The 22,975-nt window shown below is 61.6% G+C and carries 22 protein-coding genes and 1 pseudogene; all 23 read left to right on the top strand.

Annotation, left to right across the window (positions count from 1 at the left end; genetic code table 11):
- The first annotated feature begins 4 nt into the window (after positions 1–4).
- The 23 genes and pseudogenes from ACJ8PL_RS12080 (at position 5) to tssG (ending at position 22,943) form a co-directional block, all read left to right on the top strand.
- Positions 5–640 (top strand): DUF3540 domain-containing protein, encoded by a 636-nt coding sequence (locus tag ACJ8PL_RS12080; RefSeq protein WP_115436192.1) that lies wholly within the window; start codon positions 5–7, stop codon positions 638–640.
- A 16-nt stretch (positions 641–656) separates the two neighbouring features.
- Positions 657–1,049, top strand: coding sequence for a DUF4150 domain-containing protein (locus ACJ8PL_RS12075; protein ID WP_004934933.1), 393 nt, complete (start codon positions 657–659; stop codon positions 1,047–1,049).
- Between the two features lie 48 nt (positions 1,050–1,097).
- Positions 1,098–1,598 (top strand): type VI secretion system accessory protein TagV, encoded by a 501-nt coding sequence (gene tagV / locus ACJ8PL_RS12070; RefSeq protein WP_033632731.1) that lies wholly within the window; start codon positions 1,098–1,100, stop codon positions 1,596–1,598.
- Between the two features lie 29 nt (positions 1,599–1,627).
- Positions 1,628–2,158: a type VI secretion system lipoprotein TssJ gene (tssJ, locus tag ACJ8PL_RS12065; protein WP_042705419.1), complete on the top strand. Its 531-nt coding sequence runs from the start codon at positions 1,628–1,630 to the stop codon at positions 2,156–2,158.
- 40 nt (positions 2,159–2,198) lie between these two features.
- Positions 2,199–3,545 (top strand): type VI secretion system baseplate subunit TssK, encoded by a 1,347-nt coding sequence (gene tssK / locus ACJ8PL_RS12060; RefSeq protein ID WP_028128110.1) that lies wholly within the window; start codon positions 2,199–2,201, stop codon positions 3,543–3,545.
- 21 nt (positions 3,546–3,566) lie between these two features.
- Entirely contained in the window at positions 3,567–4,769 is a 1,203-nt protein-coding gene (locus tag ACJ8PL_RS12055) for a DotU family type VI secretion system protein (protein WP_016927264.1), read from the top strand.
- The gene (gene tssM, locus ACJ8PL_RS12050; RefSeq protein WP_442531188.1) at positions 4,769–8,404 is read left to right on the top strand and encodes a type VI secretion system membrane subunit TssM; all 3,636 of its coding nucleotides are present in this window, start codon (positions 4,769–4,771) and stop codon (positions 8,402–8,404) included. The genes ACJ8PL_RS12055 and tssM overlap by 1 nt, the downstream gene beginning before the upstream one ends.
- Before the next feature lie 18 nt (positions 8,405–8,422).
- Complete coding sequence (gene tagF / locus ACJ8PL_RS12045) at positions 8,423–9,142, top strand: type VI secretion system-associated protein TagF (RefSeq protein ID WP_028128112.1); 720 nt, start codon at positions 8,423–8,425, stop codon at positions 9,140–9,142.
- Positions 9,143–9,165: 23 nt separating this feature from the next.
- The gene (gene tssA, locus ACJ8PL_RS12040; RefSeq protein WP_442531187.1) at positions 9,166–10,197 is read left to right on the top strand and encodes a type VI secretion system protein TssA; all 1,032 of its coding nucleotides are present in this window, start codon (positions 9,166–9,168) and stop codon (positions 10,195–10,197) included.
- Positions 10,198–10,318: 121 nt separating this feature from the next.
- Entirely contained in the window at positions 10,319–10,855 is a 537-nt protein-coding gene (tssB, locus tag ACJ8PL_RS12035) for a type VI secretion system contractile sheath small subunit (RefSeq protein WP_016927260.1), read from the top strand.
- A 3-nt stretch (positions 10,856–10,858) separates the two neighbouring features.
- The gene (tssC, locus tag ACJ8PL_RS12030; protein ID WP_016927259.1) at positions 10,859–12,364 is read left to right on the top strand and encodes a type VI secretion system contractile sheath large subunit; all 1,506 of its coding nucleotides are present in this window, start codon (positions 10,859–10,861) and stop codon (positions 12,362–12,364) included.
- 304 nt (positions 12,365–12,668) lie between these two features.
- A complete protein-coding gene (locus ACJ8PL_RS12025; RefSeq protein WP_004961372.1) occupies positions 12,669–13,151 on the top strand; it encodes an Hcp family type VI secretion system effector in 483 nt (160 codons plus the stop codon).
- Positions 13,152–13,201: 50 nt separating this feature from the next.
- A complete protein-coding gene (locus ACJ8PL_RS12020; protein WP_071525932.1) occupies positions 13,202–13,705 on the top strand; it encodes a type VI secretion system amidase effector protein Tae4 in 504 nt (167 codons plus the stop codon).
- A complete protein-coding gene (locus tag ACJ8PL_RS12015) occupies positions 13,702–14,160 on the top strand; it encodes a T6SS amidase immunity protein Tai4 family protein (protein WP_016927257.1) in 459 nt (152 codons plus the stop codon). The genes ACJ8PL_RS12020 and ACJ8PL_RS12015 overlap by 4 nt, the downstream gene beginning before the upstream one ends.
- 12 nt (positions 14,161–14,172) lie before the next feature.
- Positions 14,173–14,522: pseudogene (locus ACJ8PL_RS12010) on the top strand (T6SS amidase immunity protein Tai4 family protein).
- Positions 14,523–14,567: 45 nt separating this feature from the next.
- A complete protein-coding gene (locus ACJ8PL_RS12005) occupies positions 14,568–14,957 on the top strand; it encodes a T6SS amidase immunity protein Tai4 family protein (protein ID WP_234212922.1) in 390 nt (129 codons plus the stop codon).
- A gap of 103 nt (positions 14,958–15,060) precedes the next feature.
- Entirely contained in the window at positions 15,061–16,782 is a 1,722-nt protein-coding gene (gene tagH / locus ACJ8PL_RS12000; RefSeq protein ID WP_442531186.1) for a type VI secretion system-associated FHA domain protein TagH, read from the top strand.
- Positions 16,782–17,555, top strand: a complete 774-nt coding sequence (locus ACJ8PL_RS11995) for a PP2C family protein-serine/threonine phosphatase (protein WP_015378289.1) — start codon at positions 16,782–16,784, stop codon at positions 17,553–17,555. The genes tagH and ACJ8PL_RS11995 overlap by 1 nt, the downstream gene beginning before the upstream one ends.
- A 28-nt stretch (positions 17,556–17,583) precedes the next feature.
- Complete coding sequence (locus ACJ8PL_RS11990; RefSeq protein ID WP_442531185.1) at positions 17,584–18,570, top strand: type VI secretion system-associated protein; 987 nt, start codon at positions 17,584–17,586, stop codon at positions 18,568–18,570.
- Between the two features lie 15 nt (positions 18,571–18,585).
- Positions 18,586–19,407: a type VI secretion system accessory protein TagJ gene (locus tag ACJ8PL_RS11985; protein ID WP_275895864.1), complete on the top strand. Its 822-nt coding sequence runs from the start codon at positions 18,586–18,588 to the stop codon at positions 19,405–19,407.
- Between the two features lie 2 nt (positions 19,408–19,409).
- Complete coding sequence (locus ACJ8PL_RS11980) at positions 19,410–19,985, top strand: type VI secretion system baseplate subunit TssE (RefSeq protein WP_442531184.1); 576 nt, start codon at positions 19,410–19,412, stop codon at positions 19,983–19,985.
- A 4-nt stretch (positions 19,986–19,989) separates the two neighbouring features.
- Positions 19,990–21,876 (top strand): type VI secretion system baseplate subunit TssF, encoded by a 1,887-nt coding sequence (tssF, locus tag ACJ8PL_RS11975; protein WP_049188373.1) that lies wholly within the window; start codon positions 19,990–19,992, stop codon positions 21,874–21,876.
- Positions 21,873–22,943: a type VI secretion system baseplate subunit TssG gene (gene tssG, locus ACJ8PL_RS11970; RefSeq protein WP_016927247.1), complete on the top strand. Its 1,071-nt coding sequence runs from the start codon at positions 21,873–21,875 to the stop codon at positions 22,941–22,943. The genes tssF and tssG overlap by 4 nt, the downstream gene beginning before the upstream one ends.
- The last annotated feature ends 32 nt before the right edge of the window (positions 22,944–22,975 follow it).

The following is a 22,975-nucleotide window of genomic DNA, read 5'->3' as shown; positions in this document are numbered from 1 at the left end:
CACCATGAGCGTTGCCAACTCAACTCGCGCCGTCAACATCGCACCGCCCCAGCAGGCCGCCGGCCAGATCGTCAATCTGTTGCCGGACGGCAGCCTGGTGGTGGAGTGCGAAGGCCGCGGCTGGCATTGCCGCCGGGCGGCGAGCTGCCTGCTGACGCCGGCCCTCGGCGATAACGTGCTGGTGGCCGGCAGCGGCCACCAGCTGTGGGCGATCGCCGTCCTCGAACGTGCGGAACCGCAAAACGCGGCGCGGCTCTGCGTCGAAGGCGATCTGCAGATTGAAACGCCGAACGGTTCGCTGTCGCTGCACGGCGCGCAGGCGCTGAACCTGAGCGGCGACGCCATGACGCTGCAGGCGAACAGCGGCGACTGCCACGTCGACAAGATGAAATACAGCGGCGAAGAGCTGTCGGCCTTCGTCAGCCTCAGCCGCCTGGTCGGCAAACGCTGCGAGTCGCTGTGGCATTCAGTCAGCCAGATCAGCCATTCGCTGTTCCGCAAAGTGCGCCAAACCGAGCACGTGCGCGCCGGGCAGCTGGATTACCAGGCGGAAGATTACGCCCGCATTCATGCCCGCAACACGCTGATTACCTCGAAAGACATCACCAAGCTGGATTCGGAACAAATCCACGTCGGATAACCTGCGGAGGCCTTTTATGTTTGCCAACAGCCAAATGATCGGCGTGGACCTGGCGTTTCCCGACGTCTGTCTGACGCCAAGCCCGGCGCCGGTGCCCGTGCCCTACCCGGATATCGCCCTCGCGCCGACCGCCATCCCGAACGCATTCAATATTCTGTTCGTCGGCACCCCGGCGCACAACATGGCGACGGTGACACCGCTGACCAACGGCGACAACCCCGGCGTGGCCACCGGGGTCGCTTCCGGGACGGTGATGGGGCCGTCCCGCCACCTGACCGGCGCCTTTACCGTGCTGCTCAAAGGCACCCCGGCCACCCGGCTGACCAGCCTCAGCCTGCAGAATTCCACCAACGCGCTCGGCATGCGCATCGTGCCGAGCCAATTAAAAGTGTTGCTGCTTGCGCCCTGATGACGGCGCCTTATTACACAGCCATTCAATCAAGAAGAAGAGGACATTGTGAAAACACGGATTACCCTGACGCTGCTGACCGCCCTGACGCTTGCCGGTTGCTCTACCCCGCCGCCACCGCCGCCGGCGCTCAATAACGACGCCATCGTCAGCAGTGAAGTCAATGGCGTCACGCTAAAGCACCGCGCCGCGGTGAGCGCGCCGAAACAGTTCAAACCGATCGGTGAGGAATACCGCAGTCTGTACGCCGCCAGCATCATGAGCAGCCCCGATTATACCGGCACCGCCGTCGGCAGCCTGGACAACGCCGCCGCGTTCTACGCGCTGGGCGAAGTGGAAAACAATTGGCTGGCGATCTCCGCCATCCGCGGCGGCGATCTGGTGGGTTATATCCAGGCCAACGCCGGCGTGCCGGAAGCGCGCTACAAATCGACGCTGCGCAAAGATCTGCCGCGCCGTGCGCGCGCCGCCAAACAGGACTGCGTCAAAGTCGGCGGCGACAGCAAGGCGTGTAAAAATGCCGGCTCAGCCACCTGGATCCTCCAGTAGTCAGTACGCCTGCGGGCGACGAGATTCCCATGATGACGACCCCTATCGCTTCCCGCTGGTGCGGGATGCTGTTTCTGCTGCTGGGCGCGTTGGCGCTCGGCGGCTGCATGTCTTCCGCCAAAAGCGTGCCGTCGCGCTACAGCCTGGTGTTCGATGCCGATCGCCAGGTCAACGCCGCCGCCGGCGCGCAACCGGCGCCGATAAAAATTCGCGTGCTGCTGCTGCGTTCGGATGCGGAATTCATGGATGCCGACTTCTTCAGTCTGCAAAACGACGCCAAAAGCGTGCTCGGCAATAGCCTGCTGGACAGCGATCAGTTCTTCCTGACGCCGGGCCAGACCGGCAAGACGCTCGGCGGGCAAAGCGCGTTGGACGCACGTTACATCGGCGTAATCGCCGAGTATCAAAACCTGGACGGCAAGACCTGGCGCATTTCGCTGCCGCTGCCGGAGCCCACCGAAACCAATTTCTACAAGGTATGGCAATTCTCGCCGGATGAGCTGGAAGCGCATATCGTCGCGGGCGTGAATGGCCTGCGTCCCGTAAAAAAGGTCGACTGACCTACCGCTGCGCTGAAGCGAAGTAACTATAGGTGTGATGATGAAAGATGCTCATAAGGTTGTCTGGACTGAGGGGATGTTTTTGCGCCCTCACCATTTCCAGCAGGCGGAAAACTATCTCGAAGGCTATATGCGCAACTGGGGTCAGGCCCACAGCGGCTGTTTCTGGGGGTTCCTCACCCTGGATCTGGACCAAACGCTGCTGCGCCAGGGCAAGATTGCGCTCAACGCCGCCAGCGGCATCATGCCGGACGGCACGCCGTTTCGCTTTGCCGGCGCCCAGCAGGCGCCCGCGCCGCTGAGCATCGCCGAAAACAAGACCGGTGAAAACGTGGTGCTGGCCCTGCCGACTTACCGCGCAGGGCGTGAAGACGTGATCTTTCAGGAAAGCCCGGAGGCGCTGGCGCGCTATCTGGCTTACGAGAACGAAGTCGACGATCTTAATGCCGTCTCGGTGGGCAGCGCGGCGCTGCAATTTGGCCGCCTGCGCCTGCGGCTGATGCTGGAGAGTGAACTCAACGCCGAATGGACGGCGCTCGGCGTTACCCGCGTGCTGGAAAAGCGCGGCGACAACAGCCTGCGTCTCGATACCGCACAGATCCCGCCGATGCTGAACTGCCAGGGCAACCCGGTACTGAAGACCTTCATCAACGATCTGCAGGGCCTGCTGCAACAGCGCAGCCAGCAGATGAGCCAGCGCCTGCTGCAGCCGGGGCGCGGCGGCAGTTCCGAAATGGTCGATTTCATGCTGCTGCAGCTGATCAACCGCCATCTCGGCCAGGTGAGTCACGCCTATCACCTCGACCATCTGCACCCGGAGCGCCTGTTCGCCGATTGGCTGCAGTTCGCCACCGAGCTCGCCAGCTTCTCGGCGCAGCGCACCCCGGAAGGCCGCCTGCCGGTGTACGACCACGACAACCTGGCGCTGTGCTTCGGCAAGCTGATGCTGTTGCTGCGTCAAGGATTGTCGGTGGTGCTGGAAGACAACGCCATTCAGCTGACCCTGGTCGAACGATCCCACGGGCTGAACGTCGCCACCGTGCAGGACGCCAAAATGATGCGCGACTTCGGCTTCGTGTTGGCGGTGCGCGCCGACGTTGCCGCCGAGGTGTTGCTGACCCACTTCCCGGCGCAGATGAAGATCGCCCCGGTCACGCGCATCCGCGATCTGGTGCAGCTGCAGCTGCCGGGCATCGGCCTGCGCACCATGCCCGCCGCACCGCGTCAGATCCCCTATCACGCCGGCTACACCTATTTCGAGCTGGAAAAAGGCGGCGACCTGTGGAAACAGATGGAAAAATCCAGCGCCTTCGCCCTGCACCTGGCCGGCGAGTTCCCGGGGCTGGACATGGAATTTTGGGCGATTCGCAGCCATACGGACCGGTAACCTATGACTCAGGAAAATAGCATGGCGCCGGCGGCCAATCCGCTGGTGGACGCCGCCAACCCGCTGCTGAACGCCATTTCGCAGATCCGCCAGTCGGCTACGCACGCCAACCCGGCGCAGCTGCGCCAACAGCTGATCGACGAAATGCGCCGCTTCGAGATCCGCGGCCAACGCGCCAATCTGCCGTACGAAGTGATCATCGGCGCGCGTTATTGCCTGTGCACCGCGCTGGATGAAGCGGCGGCGCTGACCCCGTGGGGCAGCAACAGCGTGTGGTCCGGCAGCGGGCTGCTGGTGACCTTCCATAACGAAACCTGGGGCGGCGAAAAGTTTTTCCAGCTGCTGGCCAAGCTGTCGCAGAGCCCGCGTGAGCACATCAACCTGCTGGAGCTGATCAATTATTGCCTGCTGCTGGGCTTTGAAGGCCGCTATCGGGTCATGGAAAACGGCCGTTCTCAGCTGGAAACCATGAAACAGCGTCTGCTGCAGCTGATCCGGACGGTGCGCGGCGGCTACGCCCCTCCCCTGTCGCCTCATGCGCTGGATCTGCCGGTACAGCAAAAACTGTGGCGCCCGCTGGTGCCGCTGTGGGCCTGCGTGGCGCTGACCGGCTTCCTGGCTTCGCTGCTGTTTATCGCCCTCAACTGGCGGCTGGGCGACAACACCAGCCCGGTGCTGGCGGCGATTTATCAAACCAACCTGCCGCAGGTGGCGATCGGTAATCCGGCGCCGGCCGCGCCGCCGACGCTGAGCCTGAAAAGTTTCCTGCGCAAGGAGATCGCCGAAGGATTGGTGGTGGTGCGCGACGAAGCGCAGCAAAGCGTGGTGATCCTCAAAGGCGACGGGCTGTTCGACTCCGCCGCCACCACGGTACGCGCCAACTATATCCCGGTCATCGATCGCATCGCCGCCGCCATGAACGGCGTCAGCGGCAAAATCCTGGTCACCGGCTACAGCGACAACGTGCCGATCCGCAGCGCCCGCTTCGCCTCCAACTGGGAGCTGTCGCTGGCGCGCGCCGAAGCGGTCAGCGCCCGCTTGCAAAAACACCTCGCCAACCCGCAGCGGGTCAAGGCCGAGGGCCGCGGCGAGAGCAACCCCGTCGCGCCGAACGATAACAAAGTGAACCGCGCGTTGAACCGCCGGGTAGAAATTACGCTGTTGGTCGCCCCGGAAAACACCCAGGCGGAAATCAACGGCTTGCCGCAAGGAACCGGAAAGTAATGCTCAGTACGTTATTCTCCATCATCACCAGCCGCCTGCTGTGGGGCTTTGTCGGCATTACCGCGCTGGCGTTCATCATCTGGATGATCGGCCCGCTGGTGGCCATCGGCGACTATCGCCCGCTGGAGCCGGAACTCAACCGCCAGATCGCCATTGGCGTCATCTACCTGATCTGGTTCCTGTGCCGCCTGATCCCGCGCCTCTACAGCGCCTGGTTCAACAGCCGCCTGCTGAGCAACCTGCGCGCCGCCGAAACGGTGCCGGCGGAAGACGGCAAGCCCGAGGTTAAACAAGACGATCAGCTGGCGCAGCGCTTCGACGAAGCGGCGCAGCTGCTGAAAAAGGCGCGCTTCGCACCGGGCCAGGGCGACGGCAAACACCGCTGGATGACCCGCTTTAGCCGCCAATACCTCTACCAGCTGCCGTGGTATGTGATCATCGGCGCGCCCGGCGCCGGCAAAACCACCGCGCTGGTCAATTCCGGCCTGCACTTCCCGCTGGCGGATCGCTTCGGCAAATCCGCGCTGCGCGGCGTGGGCGGCACCCGCAACTGCGACTGGTGGTTTACCAACGACGCCGTGCTGCTCGACACCGCCGGCCGCTACACCACCCAGGAAAGCCAGCGCGAAGAAGACGCCGGCGAATGGCAACGCTTCGTCGCGCTGCTGAAAAAATATCGCACCCGCCAGCCAATCAACGGCGTGATGGTCACCATCAGCGTCGCCGATCTGCTGAGCGACAGCGCCGAAGCGCACGCCGCCCAGGCCAGCGCGCTGCGCAAACGCCTGATCGAACTGCATGAACAGCTGGGCATTCACTTCCCGGTCTATGTGCTGGTGACCAAAACCGACCTGCTCAACGGCTTTATGGCCTATTTCGGCAGCTTCGACAAAGCGCAGCGCGACCAGATCTGGGGGTTCACCTTCCCTTACGAGCGCTCGCGGCAGCCGGACTTCAACCTGAACGCCGCCTTCGAACAGCACTACGCCCTGTTGCAACAGCGGTTGGACGCGGCGCTGCCGGATACGCTGCTGATGGAACACGACGCGCGCCAGCGCGCCGAAAGCTACCTGTTCCCGCAGGAATTCGCCGCGCTGCGCCCGCTGCTGAGCCACTATCTGGATCAGGTGTTCGCCACCTCCAGTTTTGAAACCCGCTTTACCCCGCGCGGCATCTATTTCACCAGCGGCACCCAGGAAGGCCTGCCGTTCGACCGAGTGATGGGCGAGCTGAACCGCTACCTGCAGCTGCCAACGGCAAACTCAGGGGCGCAGGCCAACACCGCCTGGGACAGCGTGGGCCAAGAAACGCCAATCCCGGCGGCCAAGGGCCAGAGCTTCTTCCTGAAAGAGACGCTGGAATCGGTGGTCTTCCAGGAGTCCGGGCTGGCGGGCAGCAACCGCTGGTGGGAATACCGCAACCGCGCCCTGCACTGGGCGGGTTACATCGCGCTGGCGGTGGTCCTGGCGGTGCTGGCGATGCTCTGGTTCACCAGCTATGGCAATAACAAGGCCTATCTGGCGGAAGTGGCCGCCAAGGTGCCCGGCGTCGAGCGCCAGGGACAAAACCTGACGCAGGTGGGCAATGGCGACATGTTCTCGCTGCTGCCGTTCCTCAACAGCCTGCTGCACCTGCCGGACAGCCAGAACTTTTCGCTGGACGATCCGCCGTTCACCTACCGCATGGGGCTGTTCCGCGGCGATCAGGTCGGTGACGCCGGCAATGCCCTGTACCAAAAAGCGCTGAAAGAGCTGCTGCTGCCGCAGGTGGCGCAACAGATCGCCACCACGCTGCGCAACGATAACCACGGCGACGCGGACTTCAGCTATGAAGCATTGAAGGCCTACCAGATGCTGTATCTGCCGAAGCAGTACGACGGCAAATTCCTGCGCGCCTGGGTGATGCTCAACCTGCAGCGCAACCTGCCGCAGGGCAGCACCCAAAAACAGCTGCAACAGATCGAATGGCACCTGAGCCAACTGCTGGATGCGCAGATCCAGGCCTCGCCCTACGCCAAAGACGAACAGCTGGTGGCGCAGGCGCAGGCCGCCATCAACCGGGCGCCGCTGTCGCAGCGCGTCTATGGCCGCCTCAAGCGCCTGCTGCTGAAACAGACCGACATCAAGCCGGTCAGCCTGGTCGATTTGGCCGGCCCGCAAACCGAGCTGGCGTTCAGCCGCAAAAGCGGCAAACCGGTCACCGACGGCGTGCCGGGCCTGTTCACCTCACAAGGGTACTGGAAAGCGTTCAACGACAACATCGACCCGGTGACCGACACCCTGCGCAAGGAAGACGTCTGGGTGTTGAACAGCCAGACGCCGGAGCAGAAGAGCGCCGATTTGACCAAGACCATCCGCCAGCTGTACATGCAGGACTTCATCAGCGCCTGGGATGAGCTGCTGGGGGATATCCAACTGGCCAACATCGGCAACCTGACTCAGCGCATCAGCAGCGCGCGCCTGTTGTCCGGCAATCCGTCGCCGATGCGCAACCTGCTGGTCAACGTCAGCAAAAACGTCACCCTGCGCGACGAGAAAAGCGACGCCGACTCCCGCTCGCTGCTGGCCAAAACCGAAGACAGGCTGAACCAAAACGCCAACCGCACGCTGGAGGCGCTGTTCACCAACCGGCCGGCCAACGCCGACGGCGACGTGTCGGCCCAGCCAGAACAGCTGGTGATGGCGCACTTCGCGCCGCTGCTGGAGCTGGCGCAAAGCCAGGGCGAAGGCAATAAGGCGATCCCTTTCGACAGCGTGCTGAAGCAGGTCGATGAGCTGTACAGCTATCTGACGGCGGTTCAGGGCGCGGCCAACAGCGGCATGTCGGCGCCGCCGAGCGACATCATCCCGCGCCTGCAGGCCGAGTCCGGCCGCTTGCCGGTGCCGTTCAAACAGATGCTGCTGTCGCTGGCGATCGGCGCCAGCAGCGACACCCAGCGCAAAGAGATGGAGAACGTGAAAAAACGCATCAGCTTCGAGGTCGGCAGCTTCTGCCGCCAGGCGATCGCCGGGCGTTATCCGCTGGTGGCCCGGGCGCGCCAGGAAGTGACGCCGGACGATCTGGCGCGCATGTTCGCACCGAACAGCGGGCTGATGGACAGCTTCTTCCGCGACAACCTGCAGGGCAAGGTCGACACCACCCGCGCCAACTGGCGTTTCACCCCCGGCGTGGACGGCAAGACGCTGCCCGGCGGCGAAGGCATCCTGCGCTCGTTCCAGCAGGCGCAGCGCATCCGCGACGCCTTTTTCGCCAACGGCACCGCGACGCCCTCTTACCGCGTGACCGTGCGGCCGGTGCGGATGGATAACGACATCCTCAACCTGACGCTGGATATCGACGGGCAGCTGTTCAAATACAGCCACGGCCCACAGGTGCCGCTGGTGGTCAGTTGGCCGGGCACCCGCAATACCAACCAGGTGCATCTGCAGCTGGCGCTGGCCAACGGCACCACGGCCAGTCTGGTGACCAGCGGGCCGTGGGCGCTGAACCGTCTGGTGGACATGGCGCAATCGTCGGGCACCGCCGGCCTCGGCCGCCAGGCGACCTTCAATCTCGACGGCCACCGCGTCACGCTGGAGTTTACGCCCAACAGCATCCGCAATCCGTTCCAACTGCCGGCCTTCTCGTGCCCGTAGCCCCGAAAGGACATGACCATGAGCACTGATTCAAGCGCCCCGACGAGCATTGGCTGGTACGGCAAACTCCCCTCCGCCGGCGATTTCCTGCAACGCCGCTTGCCCGATCCGGTGGTCAACAACTGGGCCCACTGGTTCCATAACGGGCTGGTGAATTTGCAGCGCGATGCGCAAGGGCCTAACGATCACCCATTCAGCAACGCGCCGGTGTGGAACTTCGTGATCCCCGCCACGCTCGGCAGCCAGTACGTGCAGATGGGCTGCCTGTTGCCGGCGCGCGACCGCGTCGGGCGGCGCTACCCGATCTGCGCGCTGCGCCTGTTCAGCCAGCAGGATTGGCGATCGCAACAGTTGAACATGGCGGCGAGTTGGTACCAACAGCTCGGTCATACCCTGCTGAACGGCGTGCGCAACGGTTTCTCCGCCGAGCAAATTGACCGCGCGTTGCAGGCGATCCCGGCGCTGCCCAGCCCGCCGGCGGAAGCGGATTCCGAAATATTGTCGATTATCGGTTTCCAGCATCCGGACGTGCCGGGCCTCGGCTGGCAACAGGCCGCCGACTGCTTCGATCCGGCGCAGTACACCAGCTTCTGGTGGACCAATCAGGCAGACGGACACCCGCTCTACACCCACGTGCACAGCGGCAACCTCACCGTGCAGCTGTTTTCACTGCTGTTCGAGCCCAACGGCTGGGCGCGCCCCGGCCGCGGCGGCCAGTACCCGCAAATGTTTGATTAACATCGTTCGTTGAAGGAAATTTTATGGCTATCGATACCGATACCCTGCTGGCCCCGGTTGACGCGGACAATCCCTGCGGCGACAACCTGGAATACGACGCCGACTTTCTGGCGATGGAACAAGCCGCCACCGGCAAGGCCGAACAACAGTTCGGCAGCACCATCATTCCGGAAGAAGCGCCGGACTGGGTGCAGGTCGAGCGCCTCGCGACCTCGCTGCTGACGCGCACCAAAGACCTGCGCGTCATGCTGTATCTCACCCGCGCCTGGACCCAGCTGCGCGGGTTGCCGGGCTACGCCGACGGGCTGACGCTGATCCATCAGTCGATGACCCGTTACTGGGACACCCTGCAGCCGCCGCTGGAGTTCGATGGGGAAGCCGACCCGCTGTTTCGCATCAACGCGCTGGCCGACCTTGGCGACAAGGCCGCGCTGGCCGCCAGCGTGCGCGCCGCCCCGCTGCTGAAAAGCGCCGCCGGAGAAATCTCGCTGCGCGATGCCGGCGCCCTGCTCGACGGCAGCAAGCAGGAGTGCCCCAACTTTCCCGGCGGCCGCGCGCGGCTGCAGGATGAACTGGCGCAGCAGGATCGCCCCGAGGGCGCCTTAGTGACGCGCATCGCCAACACCCTGAGCGCCATCCGCAGCGAAGTGACCCGCCATCTGGGGGAAAGCGCGCTGCCGGAAATGAGCGCGCTGACCAAGGTGTTTTCTCTGGTGGCGCTCGCCGGCCAGAGCGAGGTGCCCGCCGCCGCCGAAGCGGACGCGACGCCTGAAACGGCGGCCATGCAGCAACCGGCCTCCGTACAGAGCGCCACTGCCCCGCTCAACTGGCGCAGCGCGCAGATCCAGTCGCGCGACGATGCCCAGTTGATGCTGGATAAGGTGAAAAATTATTTCCGTCTTCATGAGCCGAGCCACCCGGCGCCGCTGATGATCGATCGGGTCCAGCGGTTGATTACGCTGGACTTTATGCAAATCGTCCGCGATTTGGCGCCCGATGGGCTTAACCAACTGGAGACCATTCTCGGTCGCCCCGACAACGAGGAGAACAGCTAGCCGCCGACCTTTGTTCTCTTGACGCATCCGATACCGTCTGCCCCTGCGCAGACCCGAATCAGAACCTGACTCTCCCAGCCGGACGAGGCGCGTTCCCAATCGCCATTAGATGGAGTAAATCATGTCAAACTCGAAATCCCGCAGCGGGCAGAAATTCATCGCCCGCAACCGCGCGCCGCGCGTACAGATTGAATACGATGTCGAAATTTATGGCGCAGAGCGCAAAATCCAGCTGCCGTTCGTGATGGGCGTGATGGCGGATCTGGTGGGGAAAGCGGTCGATCCGCAAGCCAGCGTGGAAGAACGCAAATTCATGGAAATCGACGTCGACAACTTCGACGAGCGTATGAAGTCGCTGAAACCGCGCGTCGCTTACCAGGTTGACAACACCCTGACCGGCGAAGGCAAGCTGAACATCGATCTGACCTTCGAAAGCATGGAAGACTTCTCCCCCGCCGCTATCGCCCGCAAGGTCGACGCGCTGGACAATCTGCTGGACGCCCGCACCCAGCTTTCCAACCTGCTGTCCTACATGGACGGCAAGAACGGCGCCGAAGAGCTGATCTCCAAGATCCTGCAAAACCCGGCGCTGCTGCAATCCCTGACCGACGCGCCGAAGCCGGCGGTTAACGATGACAACAACGAGCGTGAGGATTAATCGATGAGCAACTCGCCTCAGCAACAGAATGCGTTGCAAACCACCGAGACTTTTTCCAGCGATGAATTCAGCGCGCTGTTGAACAAAGAGTTCCGGCCAAAGACCGACCAGGCCAAAGAAGCCGTCGAGAACGCGGTGAAAACCCTGGCGCAGCAGGCGCTGGAAAATACCGTCACCGTTTCTTCCGACGCCTACCGCACCATCCAGGCGCTGATCGCGGAAATCGACGAAAAGCTGTCGCAGCAGATCAACCAGATCATTCACCACGACGATTTCCAGAAGCTGGAAGGCGCGTGGCACGGCCTGCACTACCTGGTCAACAACTCTGAAACCGACGAGATGCTGAAGATCCGCTTCATGAGCATTTCCAAGCAGGAGCTGGGCCGCACGCTGAAGCGCTATAAAGGTGTGGGCTGGGATCAGAGCCCGATCTTCAAGAAAGTCTACGAAGAAGAGTATGGCCAGTTCGGCGGCGAACCGTTCGGCTGCCTGGTGGGCGACTACTACTTCGATCACAGCCCGCAGGACGTGGAGCTGCTGGGCGAAATGGCCAAGATCGGCGCCGCCTCGCACTGCCCGTTCATCGCCGGCACCGCGCCAAGCGTGATGCAGATGGAGTCCTGGCAGGAGCTCTCCAACCCGCGCGATCTGACCAAGATTTTCCAGAACACCGAGTACGCCGCCTGGCGCAGCCTGCGTGAGTCGGAAGACGCGCGCTACCTGGGGCTGGTGATGCCGCGCTTCCTAGCGCGCCTGCCGTACGGCATCCGCACCAACCCGGTGGACGAGTTTGACTTCGAAGAAGACACCGACGGCGCGACCCACGGCAACTACACCTGGACCAACGCCGCCTACGCCATGGCCGCCAACATCAACCGTTCGTTCAAAGAGTTCGGCTGGTGCACCGCCATTCGCGGGGTGGAGTCCGGCGGTGCGGTGGAAAACCTGCCGTGCCACACCTTCCCGAGCGACGACGGCGGCGTGGACATGAAGTGCCCGACCGAGATCGCCATCAGCGACCGCCGCGAAGCCGAGCTGGCCAAAAACGGCTTTATGCCGCTGGTGCACCGCAAAAACTCCGACTTCGCCGCCTTTATCGGCGCGCAGTCGCTGCAGAAGCCGGCGGAATACTACGACGCCGACGCCTCCGCCAACGCCCAGCTTTCCGCGCGCCTGCCGTATCTGTTCGCCTGCTGCCGCTTCGCGCATTACCTGAAGTGCATCGTGCGCGACAAAATTGGTTCCTTCCGCGAGCGCGACGACATGGAGCGCTGGCTGAACGACTGGATCATGAACTACGTGGACGGCGATCCGGCCAACTCCTCGCAGGAAACCAAGTCGCGCAAACCGCTGGCCGCGGCGGAAGTGCAGGTGGAAGAGATCGAAGACAACCCAGGCTATTACAGCGCCAAGTTCTTCCTGCGCCCGCACTACCAGCTGGAAGGTCTGACCGTCTCCCTGCGCCTGGTGTCGAAGCTGCCTTCGCTGAAACAAAACGACGCGTCCTGATGGGCTGAAGTCAGGCCGCGGTAGTGCGGCCTGGCTGATACATCAACCTCATCGTCAGCCTATCGCAGAAAACCCGGATCGCACGTGGAATCAAGATAACGCGAAATAATTGAGCATTGAGCCATTAGCACTTAATAGTGGCTCGGTAACCCGTACCGATAGTTTTCGGTATTTAAGAAGGTGCATGGCACAAGGATATAAATTGGTAATGCATTACCACACTTGCAATTCCTGCTGCTATTACCTGAGTTTTTCAACGTAACGTTAATACTACTGTTAACCCTTAATAAAGAGTGAAGAAACTATGGCTATTGATATGTTCCTGAAAGTTGAAGGTGCCAGCGGCGAATCTAAAGATTCGAATCACAAAGGCTGGACCGACATTACTTCTTTCTCCTGGGGCGCTTCTCAACCGGGCAATATGGGCGTTGGCGGCGGCGGCGGCGCCGGTAAAGTGTGCTTCAACGATCTGCACGTCAACGCGCTGGTCGACAAGTCAACCCCGGCGCTGCTGAAGCACTGCTCCAGCGGTAAGCACCTGACCAAGGTTGAGTTGTCTGTCTGCAAGGCGGGCGGTACTCAGGTTGAGTACGTTAAAATCACCCTGGACGACGTGCTGGTCACCGCCGTGCAGTACACTGGTGCAGGCGGCGAAGACACCGTGGGCGTCACCTACTCCTTCCAGGCGGCGAAAGTGAAACAGCAGTACTGGGAGCAGAGCGATAAAGGCGGCAAAGGCGCCGAAAGCAGCGCAGGTTGGAACATCAAGGAAAACCGCGAAGCTTAATCTGCATGCCCCCCGGTTACGGCCGGGGGGATTAATATAGGGAAATAACAATGAATAATAATCGCCCCATTTTTTCAGCAGCATGGGCTGCAAGCACTAAAATATATAACGCGCAATATTCAGCTCAAAATGTTGCCAAGATTATCGGCGGGCGTGTCGCCATGAATATTGCGCCCAATGGAAAGTGGGAAAACACCTGCGCTGTGCGTATGAGCTACATCTTGAATAAATCTGGCTTCCCCATTCCTTATGTAAAAGATCAGACCGTATCAGGCGCCGATCGTCAATGGTATTTTTTTAGAGTTAAAGATCTTATCGCTTATCTGACAAAGATCTGGGGCAAACCCGACCTTCGAGTCAAATTCCCTCCTCCAGGTGGTGGTGAATTAGCCGGAAAGAAAGGGATCATACTGTTTGAAATTGCAGGTTGGAGCGATGCTGGAGGACATGCTACGCTTTGGAATGGGAACGGCGATTGTTATGATCATTGTTATTTCAATGAACCAGAAGCTCGCTATACAACAAATTACGCTAACTTTTGGGTATTGAGATGAAAAAAATCCTTATCTCTTTTCTTTGTATATATGCTACTTGTGCTATAGCACAGAAAAACCAAGAAGAACCCATTGAAAAGTGGCCACCGCAAGCGGCGTACCGAAACTATTTGCAAAACTACAAGGATATTGCTCTGACCTACTGCATTTCCGTCGCTTATAAGACATCACCAGAGGCTAGCAAAGATGCAATTGCCTCATCGAATGGTATCGATGCTTGGTCATACTATGCAATTCGTGATGAAGAATCCCCTATCATCAAGCTGACAAAGCAGTATTTGCAAAAGAATTACAATGCTAAGGATGGGAAAAGCCGCTTAGATTTAATGAAGTGCATGGATATGTACCATAGTGAAGAGCTTGATAAACTTGCGAAAGATTATGTACAGCGCCCTAATGATAATTGGGTGAAAGACAATCCGGACAGAGTAAATGAAAATCCTCCTCGGAAATAATCAGTGAAAAAAATCTCACTGACTGTGGCCATCGCCGCAACGTTGAACGTCAATGCAGCGACAGAAATTGACTATTCCCCTGCCGAGTACCTCAAAAACTACGCGCTTAGCGTTTGTATCGCCGAGGGGTACTCAGCAAAAAAGTCAAAAACGATGCCGCCGCCGCTCGAGGTTACATGGAGTTCGGCGATTATTCTCTGAAAGCGCACACAGCCGTCAGGGCGCTGGCAAAAGAATTTCTGGCAAAGCACTATGACAGCATGTCTGGGGAGCCGATGACGATGGCAAAGTGCATCGATCTTGTACATAGCCAAGCGCTGCAAGCCATCATCAAGAAATACCATGGAAAAGACGATAATTGATATCCGGGGTTATTAAACGAGGGATTTTCTTAAAGGTGATCTTGGATGAGAAAACACAATAACTTTCTGGTGTTTCTACTGCTCGCAAGTCAGATGGCCTTTGCTGAAACCTCTGTTGACTCTCTACCGCAAGAAACATTGTATAAAAATTGGTTAATCAGTCGTTGTTTGGGAAAGTTTACAGATTCAGAAAACACTAGGAAAGACGCGTTTAGAAGCGCCAGCGCTTATCTGGAATTTAGCAAGCTGCCCCTTTCCGCGTTTGAAGAGGGTGAGATGCTGGTGGAGAGTTATTTAACACAAGAGCGTCAAGCGGCTACCACTGATAGTTATCATACGCTTGAATGCCTCGCTTTATCCCAATCAAAAGACGCTCATAAAATCTTCATCAAGAATAAAGCAATTCACGCAGCGAAAGAAAACAATAAACCTTAGCCACAAAATCACTTTACGGCTTGCCAAAATACCCGCCAATTTTGGCAAGCCAAAGATCGAATCATTAATTATTGCACTACCTCCTAATCAGCAGGAATGCCTTATGCGATTTTCCATTGTAAAAAATAAAAGCGGCCAGGTTCCGCCGCAGAGCAGTTGCGATTTTCTGCCGCCGGGCGGCACCATCGGCCGCAGTGTGGACAACAACCTGGTGCTGCCGGACGAAGAGCGCGCCATTTCCCGCCTGCAGGCGATTGTGCATATTTCCGCTGACGGCGAATGCCGCATCACCAACCGCGGCAACGTTACCCGCGTGCTACTGAACGACATTCCGCTGGAACGTGGCCGCCAGGTTGAACTGCAGGATGGCGACGTGCTCGGCATCGACGATTACCAGATTGAAGTCAGCGCGCTGCACCAGCACGCCGCGCCACAGGCTCAACCGGTGGCCAAGGCTGTTGCCGCTGCTGCGGCCCCTGCTGCCACCGCCAAAGAAAAATCCGCCGCGCCAATCCCCAACGAAATCTGGGACAGCCTGGTGGAAGAATTTACGCCGAATGCGCCGGCCGCCGTCACGCCGCCGCCGGCCGCCAATCCAGACAGCCATCCGCTGTTGGACACCCCCGCTCGCGAGCTGAACCCGGCCGATCCGCTGACGCAGCTGGCGGGCGAGGTCGATCTGCGCCAGCTGCAACAGCAACAAACCGATCCGGCGGCGCTGTTCAACACCGACACCACTTTTGAACGCGAACACATTCTGGCCGATACCACCCCCAGCGCGCTGCTGGCGGAGCAGGCTGCGCCGCCGCGTCCGGCAACTCCGGCCCGGAATGCGCAGCAACCGGAGCAGGAGTTGGATCCGCTGGCGCTGTTCGGCGGTTCATCCGCGCCCGCTTCGCCAGAGACGTTAAACAGCAACGATCCGCTGGGTCTGCTGATGGGCGGCGCCGTGCCACTGGCCCAGCCGGAGGAACCGCCCGCGCCGCCGTCGCCGCCACCGATGGCCGCACAACCACAAGCGCCGCGCCCGCAGCCGACGCCGCCACCCGTGCAGACGCCTGAGCCACAGCCCCAACCTGCACCGCAGTTCAGCCCGCAGGAGCCGCCTGCGCAACCTCCGCGCCCGCGCCAGGGCAACCGCCTGGGCATCGATCCGGTCGCCTACCAGTCCGCTCAGCGGCAGCACGCCGCCGCGCCGAGTGGCGACGCATTGGAGGGGCCGTTGCTGGCGGCGCTGCTGCAAGGCATCGGTCTCGACGATCTGCAACCGCAGCCGCACTTTGACGAACAACAGATCCGCCTGGCCGGTCGCCTGCTGAGCCTGTTCTCGCAAGGCACCGTCGCCCTACTCTCATCCCGCTCGATCCTCAAGCGCGGCGTGAAGGCCGAGATGACCATGATCCTCGACGAAGCCAACAACCCGTTCAAGCTGCTGCCTTCGGGAAAAACGGTGCTGATGCAGATGTTCGGCAGCCAGATGCCGGGCTTTATGCCGCCGGAGCAAGCGGTGCGCGACGCGCTGATCGACCTGCAGGCGCACCAGCTTGGGATGATCGCCGGTATTCGCGCCATCATCGCCGCCATGCTGCAGTCGTTCAACCCGGAGCGCCTCGAAGAGGAAGCGCGCAAGGAAGGCGTGGCGCCGCGCCTGTCGCTGCCCGCCAACCGCAAGGCTGCGCTGTGGGACTACTTCGTGAAGAACTATCAGCAAACCTCCGGCGAGATCGAGGACGATTTCCACACCCTGTTTGGCGAAGCCTTCCTGCACGCCTATGACGTTGAAGTGAATCAATACAAAGACTCACAGACCAAACCGGACGCGTAATGAATATCACCATAGCCTCTACTTCCAACCAGGGCGGCCGCGCCTCCAACCAGGATCAGACCGGCGAGGTGCTCGGCAACCGCGCCGCCTGCTTCGTGGTGTGCGACGGCATCGCCGGTTTTCCGGGCGGCGATATCGCCGCCAAACTGGCGCGCGACACCATTTTGCAAAACTTTGACGGCGAAAAGCACCTGAACGCCCAGAGCATTCGTCAGCACATCACGCGCGCCAACGCCGCCATCCACCAGCAGCAGCGGCAGTCGGACGAATACAGCAAGATGGGCACCACGCTGGTCAGTCTGTTTATCGATCGCGATTACCAGCTGGCCTACTGGGCGCACGCCGGCGACAGCCGCCTGTACCTGTTCCGCCGCGGCTACCTGCATGCCGTCACCACCGACCACAGCCTGATCCAACAGATGCAGGACGCCGGCTATCAGACCAACGGCATCAACAGCAACCTGCTGTATTTCGCGCTGGGGCTCAACGAAGAGCGCGACGCCACCTACAGCGACGTGCTGCAGCTGGAGGACGGCGACGTTTTCCTGCTGTGCACCGACGGCTTCTGGCACAGCTTCAGCCAGGCCGAACTGGAACAGTCGCTGCATATGGTCAACTCCCCCAGCGAGTGGATCGCCCTGATGCAGCAGGCATGGAAGAAAAACAATAACAGCGATAACTACAGCGCTATCGCCGTCTGGATTGGCTCACCGCAGGAAACCACCCTGCTGCATTCGCTGGCGGATGCGGAGCGGTTTCTGAGCCGCGACTGAGCAGCGCACATTCACAGCAAGGTTCACTATGAAATATTGGATGCCAGGGCTCGTCGCCCTGATGGCGGTACCGACCGCGCAGGCGATGAACTATCGCCTGGTTTACTCCCCCAGCCAGAAGCTGGAAGTGTTTATCGATGACGTCAAAAACAGCAATCCGGCAAGCTGGTGCGGCAAAAGCATCCCGCTGCGTATCGTCTCGGCGCAAAGCCAGGATCCGGCGGTGCTGAACGACTTTCTGCCGCGCGTCGGCAATCTGTTGGAAAAGCAGTGTCCGAAAGCCGGCCACCTGCCCTGGACGCTGACCGACAAGCGCGGAGAGAAACTGGCCAGCGGCGAAGCCGCCAAAGCGCGCGGCTGGAAACCGGTGGTCAAACAAGAGGCCTCCGAGCCGCCGGAAACTCCACCGCAACCGGCGATCCCTGCGGCGGTGGCCGTGACGTCTCCGCAGGCGGACAGCGCGCCGGCTCAGCGTTTCAGCCTGCCGCAGGGCTGCCACTTCCGCACCTACTGGAGTGACGAGACCAACGGCGGCGCGCTGTTCATTCCCGCCGGCGCTGCGCTGCGCTGCGGCGAGGACGGCTGGCTGCAGGGCCGCGGCGCGGTCACGTTGCAACAAGGCGGCCAAACCCTCTCGCCGACGTTGTGGTTCCTGCAAGGTTACCCGCTGGCGCAGGTTAACGGCGGCGATCGCGCGCTGACCGTCGTCAGCGCCAACGCCCAACGGCTGGTTCTGGGCGGCAACCCGCAGGCGCCGGGCAGCTTCCTGCTGCTGAGCTTCGAACCGAAGCTGCACGCCTGGGCGTTCAACGGTGAAGCGATCGTTGAAATGCCGCGCGTCGACGCCGCCGATGAGAACAAGATCAACCAGCGCGTGCAGCAGGCGCAAACCGCCTGGCAGCCTCTGCTGAGCGCCCCCGCCCCGCTGACTTTCAAGCTGGTGGAAAAGCTGGCCACAGACCGCGTTGATCCCGCCAGCGGCAGCTACCTGTCGGTTAACGGCGCCCCTCACTGATTATAAGGAAAGCCTGTGAAATCATTAGCAAGCATGCTGCAAGGCCAGTCGATCGGCGCGGCCATCACCACCGTCGAAAACGATATCAAGGCGAAACCGGCGGATGCCGACCTGCGCGCCGCGCTGGTGCAACTGCTGTGCCTGAGCGGCAACTGGACGCGCGCCAACGCGCAGCTGAAATCCTGGCAGGCGCTGAAACCGATCGCCCAACCGACCACGCTGCTGCTGATGCAGTCAGTCAACGCCGAGCTGCAACGCCAGGCGGTGTTTGCCGGCACGGCCGCGCCGGCGCTGCTGCGGCAGGATCAGCCTTGGCTGAAACTGATGGTGCAGGCGCTGCATCAGGATGCGCAAGGGGCGGCCGAACAGGCCCAGGCGCTGCGCGATGAAGCGCTGGAGGCCGCCCCGGCCGGCGCCGGGCAGTTAACGCTGGCCGAAGGCGACCAAGAACGGCAGCTGCGTTTCGACTGGCTGACCGACGGTGACGGCCGCCTCGGGCCGGTATGCGAACTGGCGCTGAACGGCGTTTACTACTGGCTGCCGTTTGCCGACATCGCCGCGATCCAGTTCCAGGCGCCGCAGAGCGCCATCGACCTGGTGTGGAGCCATGCGCTGGTGCGCCTGACCGATGGCCGCGAACAGGTGTGCCAACTGCCCGCCCGTTATCCGCTGGCAGAAGGCAGCGACGACGCGCTGCTGCTCGGCAAGCGCACCGAATGGCAACCGCTGGGCGACGGCACCCACTATGCGGGGCTGGGCCTGAAAACCTGGCTCAGCGAAAGCGATGAATTCCCACTGCACAGCCTGCGGCAGCTGAGCTTCGACGCGAGCGCCTGACCATGAACGATAAGCGCCCACCCCACTACGACGGCAGCGATCTACGCCACCAGGGCTATCGCTATCGTCAGGACAGCGAACGCCTGACCTCGCGCGACAAAATGCAGCCGGTGCTGCTCGATATGCTGACCGACGACGAACCGCAGAAAAAGCAGGAGGCGCAGGCGCGCAACCTGGTGTCGCACAGCGAGCTGCGCCGCCGGGTATTGCGCGATCTACAGTGGCTGTTCAACTGCGTCAACAGCGAATCCAATCTGGATCTCGGCGATTTTCCGCAGGTGCGGTGCTCCACCCTGAATTACGGCATCGCCTCGCTGGCGGGCAAGCGCATGTCGGACATCGAATGGCTCGACATTCAGCGCGCGCTGACCGAATCCATTCTGCATTTCGAGCCGCGCATTTTGCCCGAGGGGCTCCAGGTGCGCTGCATCTCGGATACCGGCTCGCTGGAGCTGCACAACGTGCTGTCGATCGAAATCAAGGGCCGCCTGTGGTGCGTGCCCTATCCGCTGGAGTTTCTGTTCCGTACCGACGTGGATCTGGAAAATGGCCACTTCGATCTGAAAGACATAGGGTAAGGCGATGGACAGTAAACTGTTAGATTATTACAACCGCGAGCTGGCCTATCTGCGTGAGATGGGCGCCGAGTTCGCCGAACAGTACCCGAAGGTTGCGGGCCGCCTCGGCATGCGCGGCATCGACGTGGCGGACCCTTATATCGAGCGCCTGATGGAAGGCTTTGCCTTCCTCACCTCGCGCGTGCAGCTGAAAATGGACGCCGAGTTCCCGCGCTTTTCTCAGCGCTTGCTGGAGATCATCTACCCCAACTACCTGTCACCGACGCCGTCGATGGCGATCGCCGAGCTGCAGCCGGACAGCAGCAAAGGCGACATCAGCAACGGCTTCGTGGTGCCGCGCGGTACCATGATGGACAGCCAGACGCTGAAGAAAAGCGGCATCACCTGCAGTTACACCACGGCGCATGACGTCACGCTGCAGCCGGTGCGCATCGCCGGCGTCGAGCTGGGCGGCATTCCGGCCGATATCCCGCTGGCCTCGCTGGGGCTGCAGCACAGCGGCTGCGTCAGCGCGCTGCGCATTCGTCTTGAGTGCTACGAAAGCGTGACGCTCAACAATCTGCAGCTGGATCAATTGATGTTTTACCTGGCCGGGCCGGACATGCAGGCGCAGCAGCTGCTGGAGTTGCTGATGCAGCACAGCGTCGGGCTTGTCTGCCAAACGGTGGAGGCTCAGCCGCAGCGGCGGGCGCTGGCGTTGGACGGGCTGCGACAGGAGGGCTTCGCTGCCGATCAGGCGCTGCTGCCCAACGATCTGCGCAACTTCGAAGGCTACCGGCTGCTGCAGGAGTATTTCGCCTTCCCGGCGCGCTTCCAGTTCTTCAGCGTCAACGGCCTGCGTCCGCTGCTGCAGAGCGTGCGCGAAGGGAAAAAGGGGCTGCGCCAGTTCGAGATCGTGGTGCTGCTGGATCGACACGACGCCGCGCTGGAACGGGTGGTCGACGCCGCCCATTTGGCGCTGCACTGCACGCCGGTGATCAACCTGTTTCCGAAGGTCGCCGAACGCATCGCGATCAACGAAAAAAACCACGAATACCATCTGGTGGTCGACAATATCCGGCCGCTGGATTACGAAGTGTTTTCAGTGCAGCGGCTCGGCGGCAGCGCCAGCGAAAAACGCTACGAGCAAGAGTTTCGGCCGTTTTACAGCACCCTGAGCGCGGACGACGGCAACTATGGCGCCTACTTCTCGCTGCGGCGCGAACAGCGCACGCTGTCGGAGCACGCCCGCCGCTACGGCACCCGCACCGGCTACGCCGGTTCGGAAGTGTTCGTGTCGCTGGTGGACGAGCGGCAATCGCCGTGGCACAGCGATCTGAAATACCTCACCGCCGACGTGCTGTGCACCAGCCGCGACCTGCCATTGATGTTGCTGCAGCAGGATCAGGGCAACTTCGTGATGCCCGATTCGATCCCGATCAAGCAGGTCTCACTGCGCAAAGGCCCCACCCCGCCACGCCCGGCGCTGGCCGAAGGGATGATCACCTGGCGGTTGATCAGTCAGCTGCAGCTGAATTACCTCAGCATGATGGACGGCGATCCGGAACAGGGCGCCGCCAGCCTGCGCCAGCTGCTGGGGCTGTACGGCAACCTGAGCGAGCCGGCGATCGCCAAACAGATCCAGGGCGTGCGCCACTGCAACCTGCGGCCGGTCTATCGGCGAGTGCCTGAACCCGGCCCCATCGTATTCGCGCGCGGCATCGCCATCGATCTGACGGTCGATGAGCAGGCGTTCTCCGGCAACAGCCCTTACCTGCTCGGCAGCGTGCTGGAGCGCCTGTTCTCGCGCCTGGTGGCGATGAACACCTTCACCGAGATGACGCTCTCCAGCCAGCAGCGCGGCGAGATCGCCCACTGGCAGGCGCGCATGGGCAAAAGGACGCTGATATGAGCGCGGAGATGATCGCCACCGAACTGGCGCCGCCGCAGATCAACGCGCTGTATCGCCTGCCGGACGACTTCTGGCCGCGGCTGCGCAGCGCGCCTTACAAGCACGATCTGTTTCAGCTGCTGCGCCGCATCGACGCCCAGGGCGGCCAGCCCTACCTGCTGGGGCGCGCGCCGCTGCCGCGCCACGAGATGCTGCGCCTAGGCCAGGAGCCGTCGCTGTCGTTCGCGCCCTCCACGCTGGCGCAGGTGACGCCGCGCGCCAACGGCCCGCTGCACGACGTTTCGATCTTCAGTTTCGGCCTGTTCGGCCCCAACGGGCCGCTGCCGCTGCACCTGACCGAATACGTGCGCGAACGGGTATACCACCATCAGGACACCACCCTGCTGGCGTTCACCAACCTGTTCCATCACCGCCTGACGCTGCTGTTTTATCGCGCCTGGGCCGACGCACAGCCGACGGTATCGCTGGATCGCCCGGACAACCGGCGCTTCGACGAGTACCTGTCGAGCCTGATCGGCATCGGCCAGCCGGCGCAGCAGGAGCGCGACAGCATCAACGCCCACGCCAAGCATTTTATGGCCGGTCATCTGATTCGCCACAGCCGCGATCCGGAAGGCCTGAGCAAAATTTTGCAACAGTATTTCAAGGTGCCGGTGCGCATCGTCGAAAACGTGCCGCACTGGCTGCGGGTGGAGCCGCGCGAGCAGGCGCGGCTCAAGGCCGGGCGCGGTGCGCCGCGGCTCGGCGAGTCGGCCTTTCTCGGCATCGCGGTGCGCGATATTCAGCACAAATTCCGCATCGAGCTGGGGCCGATGCCGCAGCAGGACTATGACCGTTTCTTGCCGGGCGCAGACCTGTGCCGGCAACTGCGCGACTGGGTGCGCCAATATCTGGGCATCGAGTTCGTCTGGGAAGTGCGCCTGATCCTGGCGAAGGAACAGGCGCACGGCACCCAGCTCGGCGGCGCGCAGCGATTGGGCCTGAGCAGTTGGCTGGCCAACCATCGGCGACAGCGCGATCTCGACGATCTGATCTTCAGCCCTGAACCGCTGGAAAATCCGTTCTGACCCTATTTCGGCCGACGCCCCGCGGCGTCAGG

Source organism: Serratia sp. CY83965, from assembly GCF_052166375.1.
GTDB classification, from domain to species: Bacteria; Pseudomonadota; Gammaproteobacteria; order Enterobacterales; family Enterobacteriaceae; genus Serratia; species Serratia marcescens.
The sequence above is the reverse complement of the archived record's forward strand: the minus strand, read 5'-3'. Positions and strand labels throughout refer to the sequence as shown.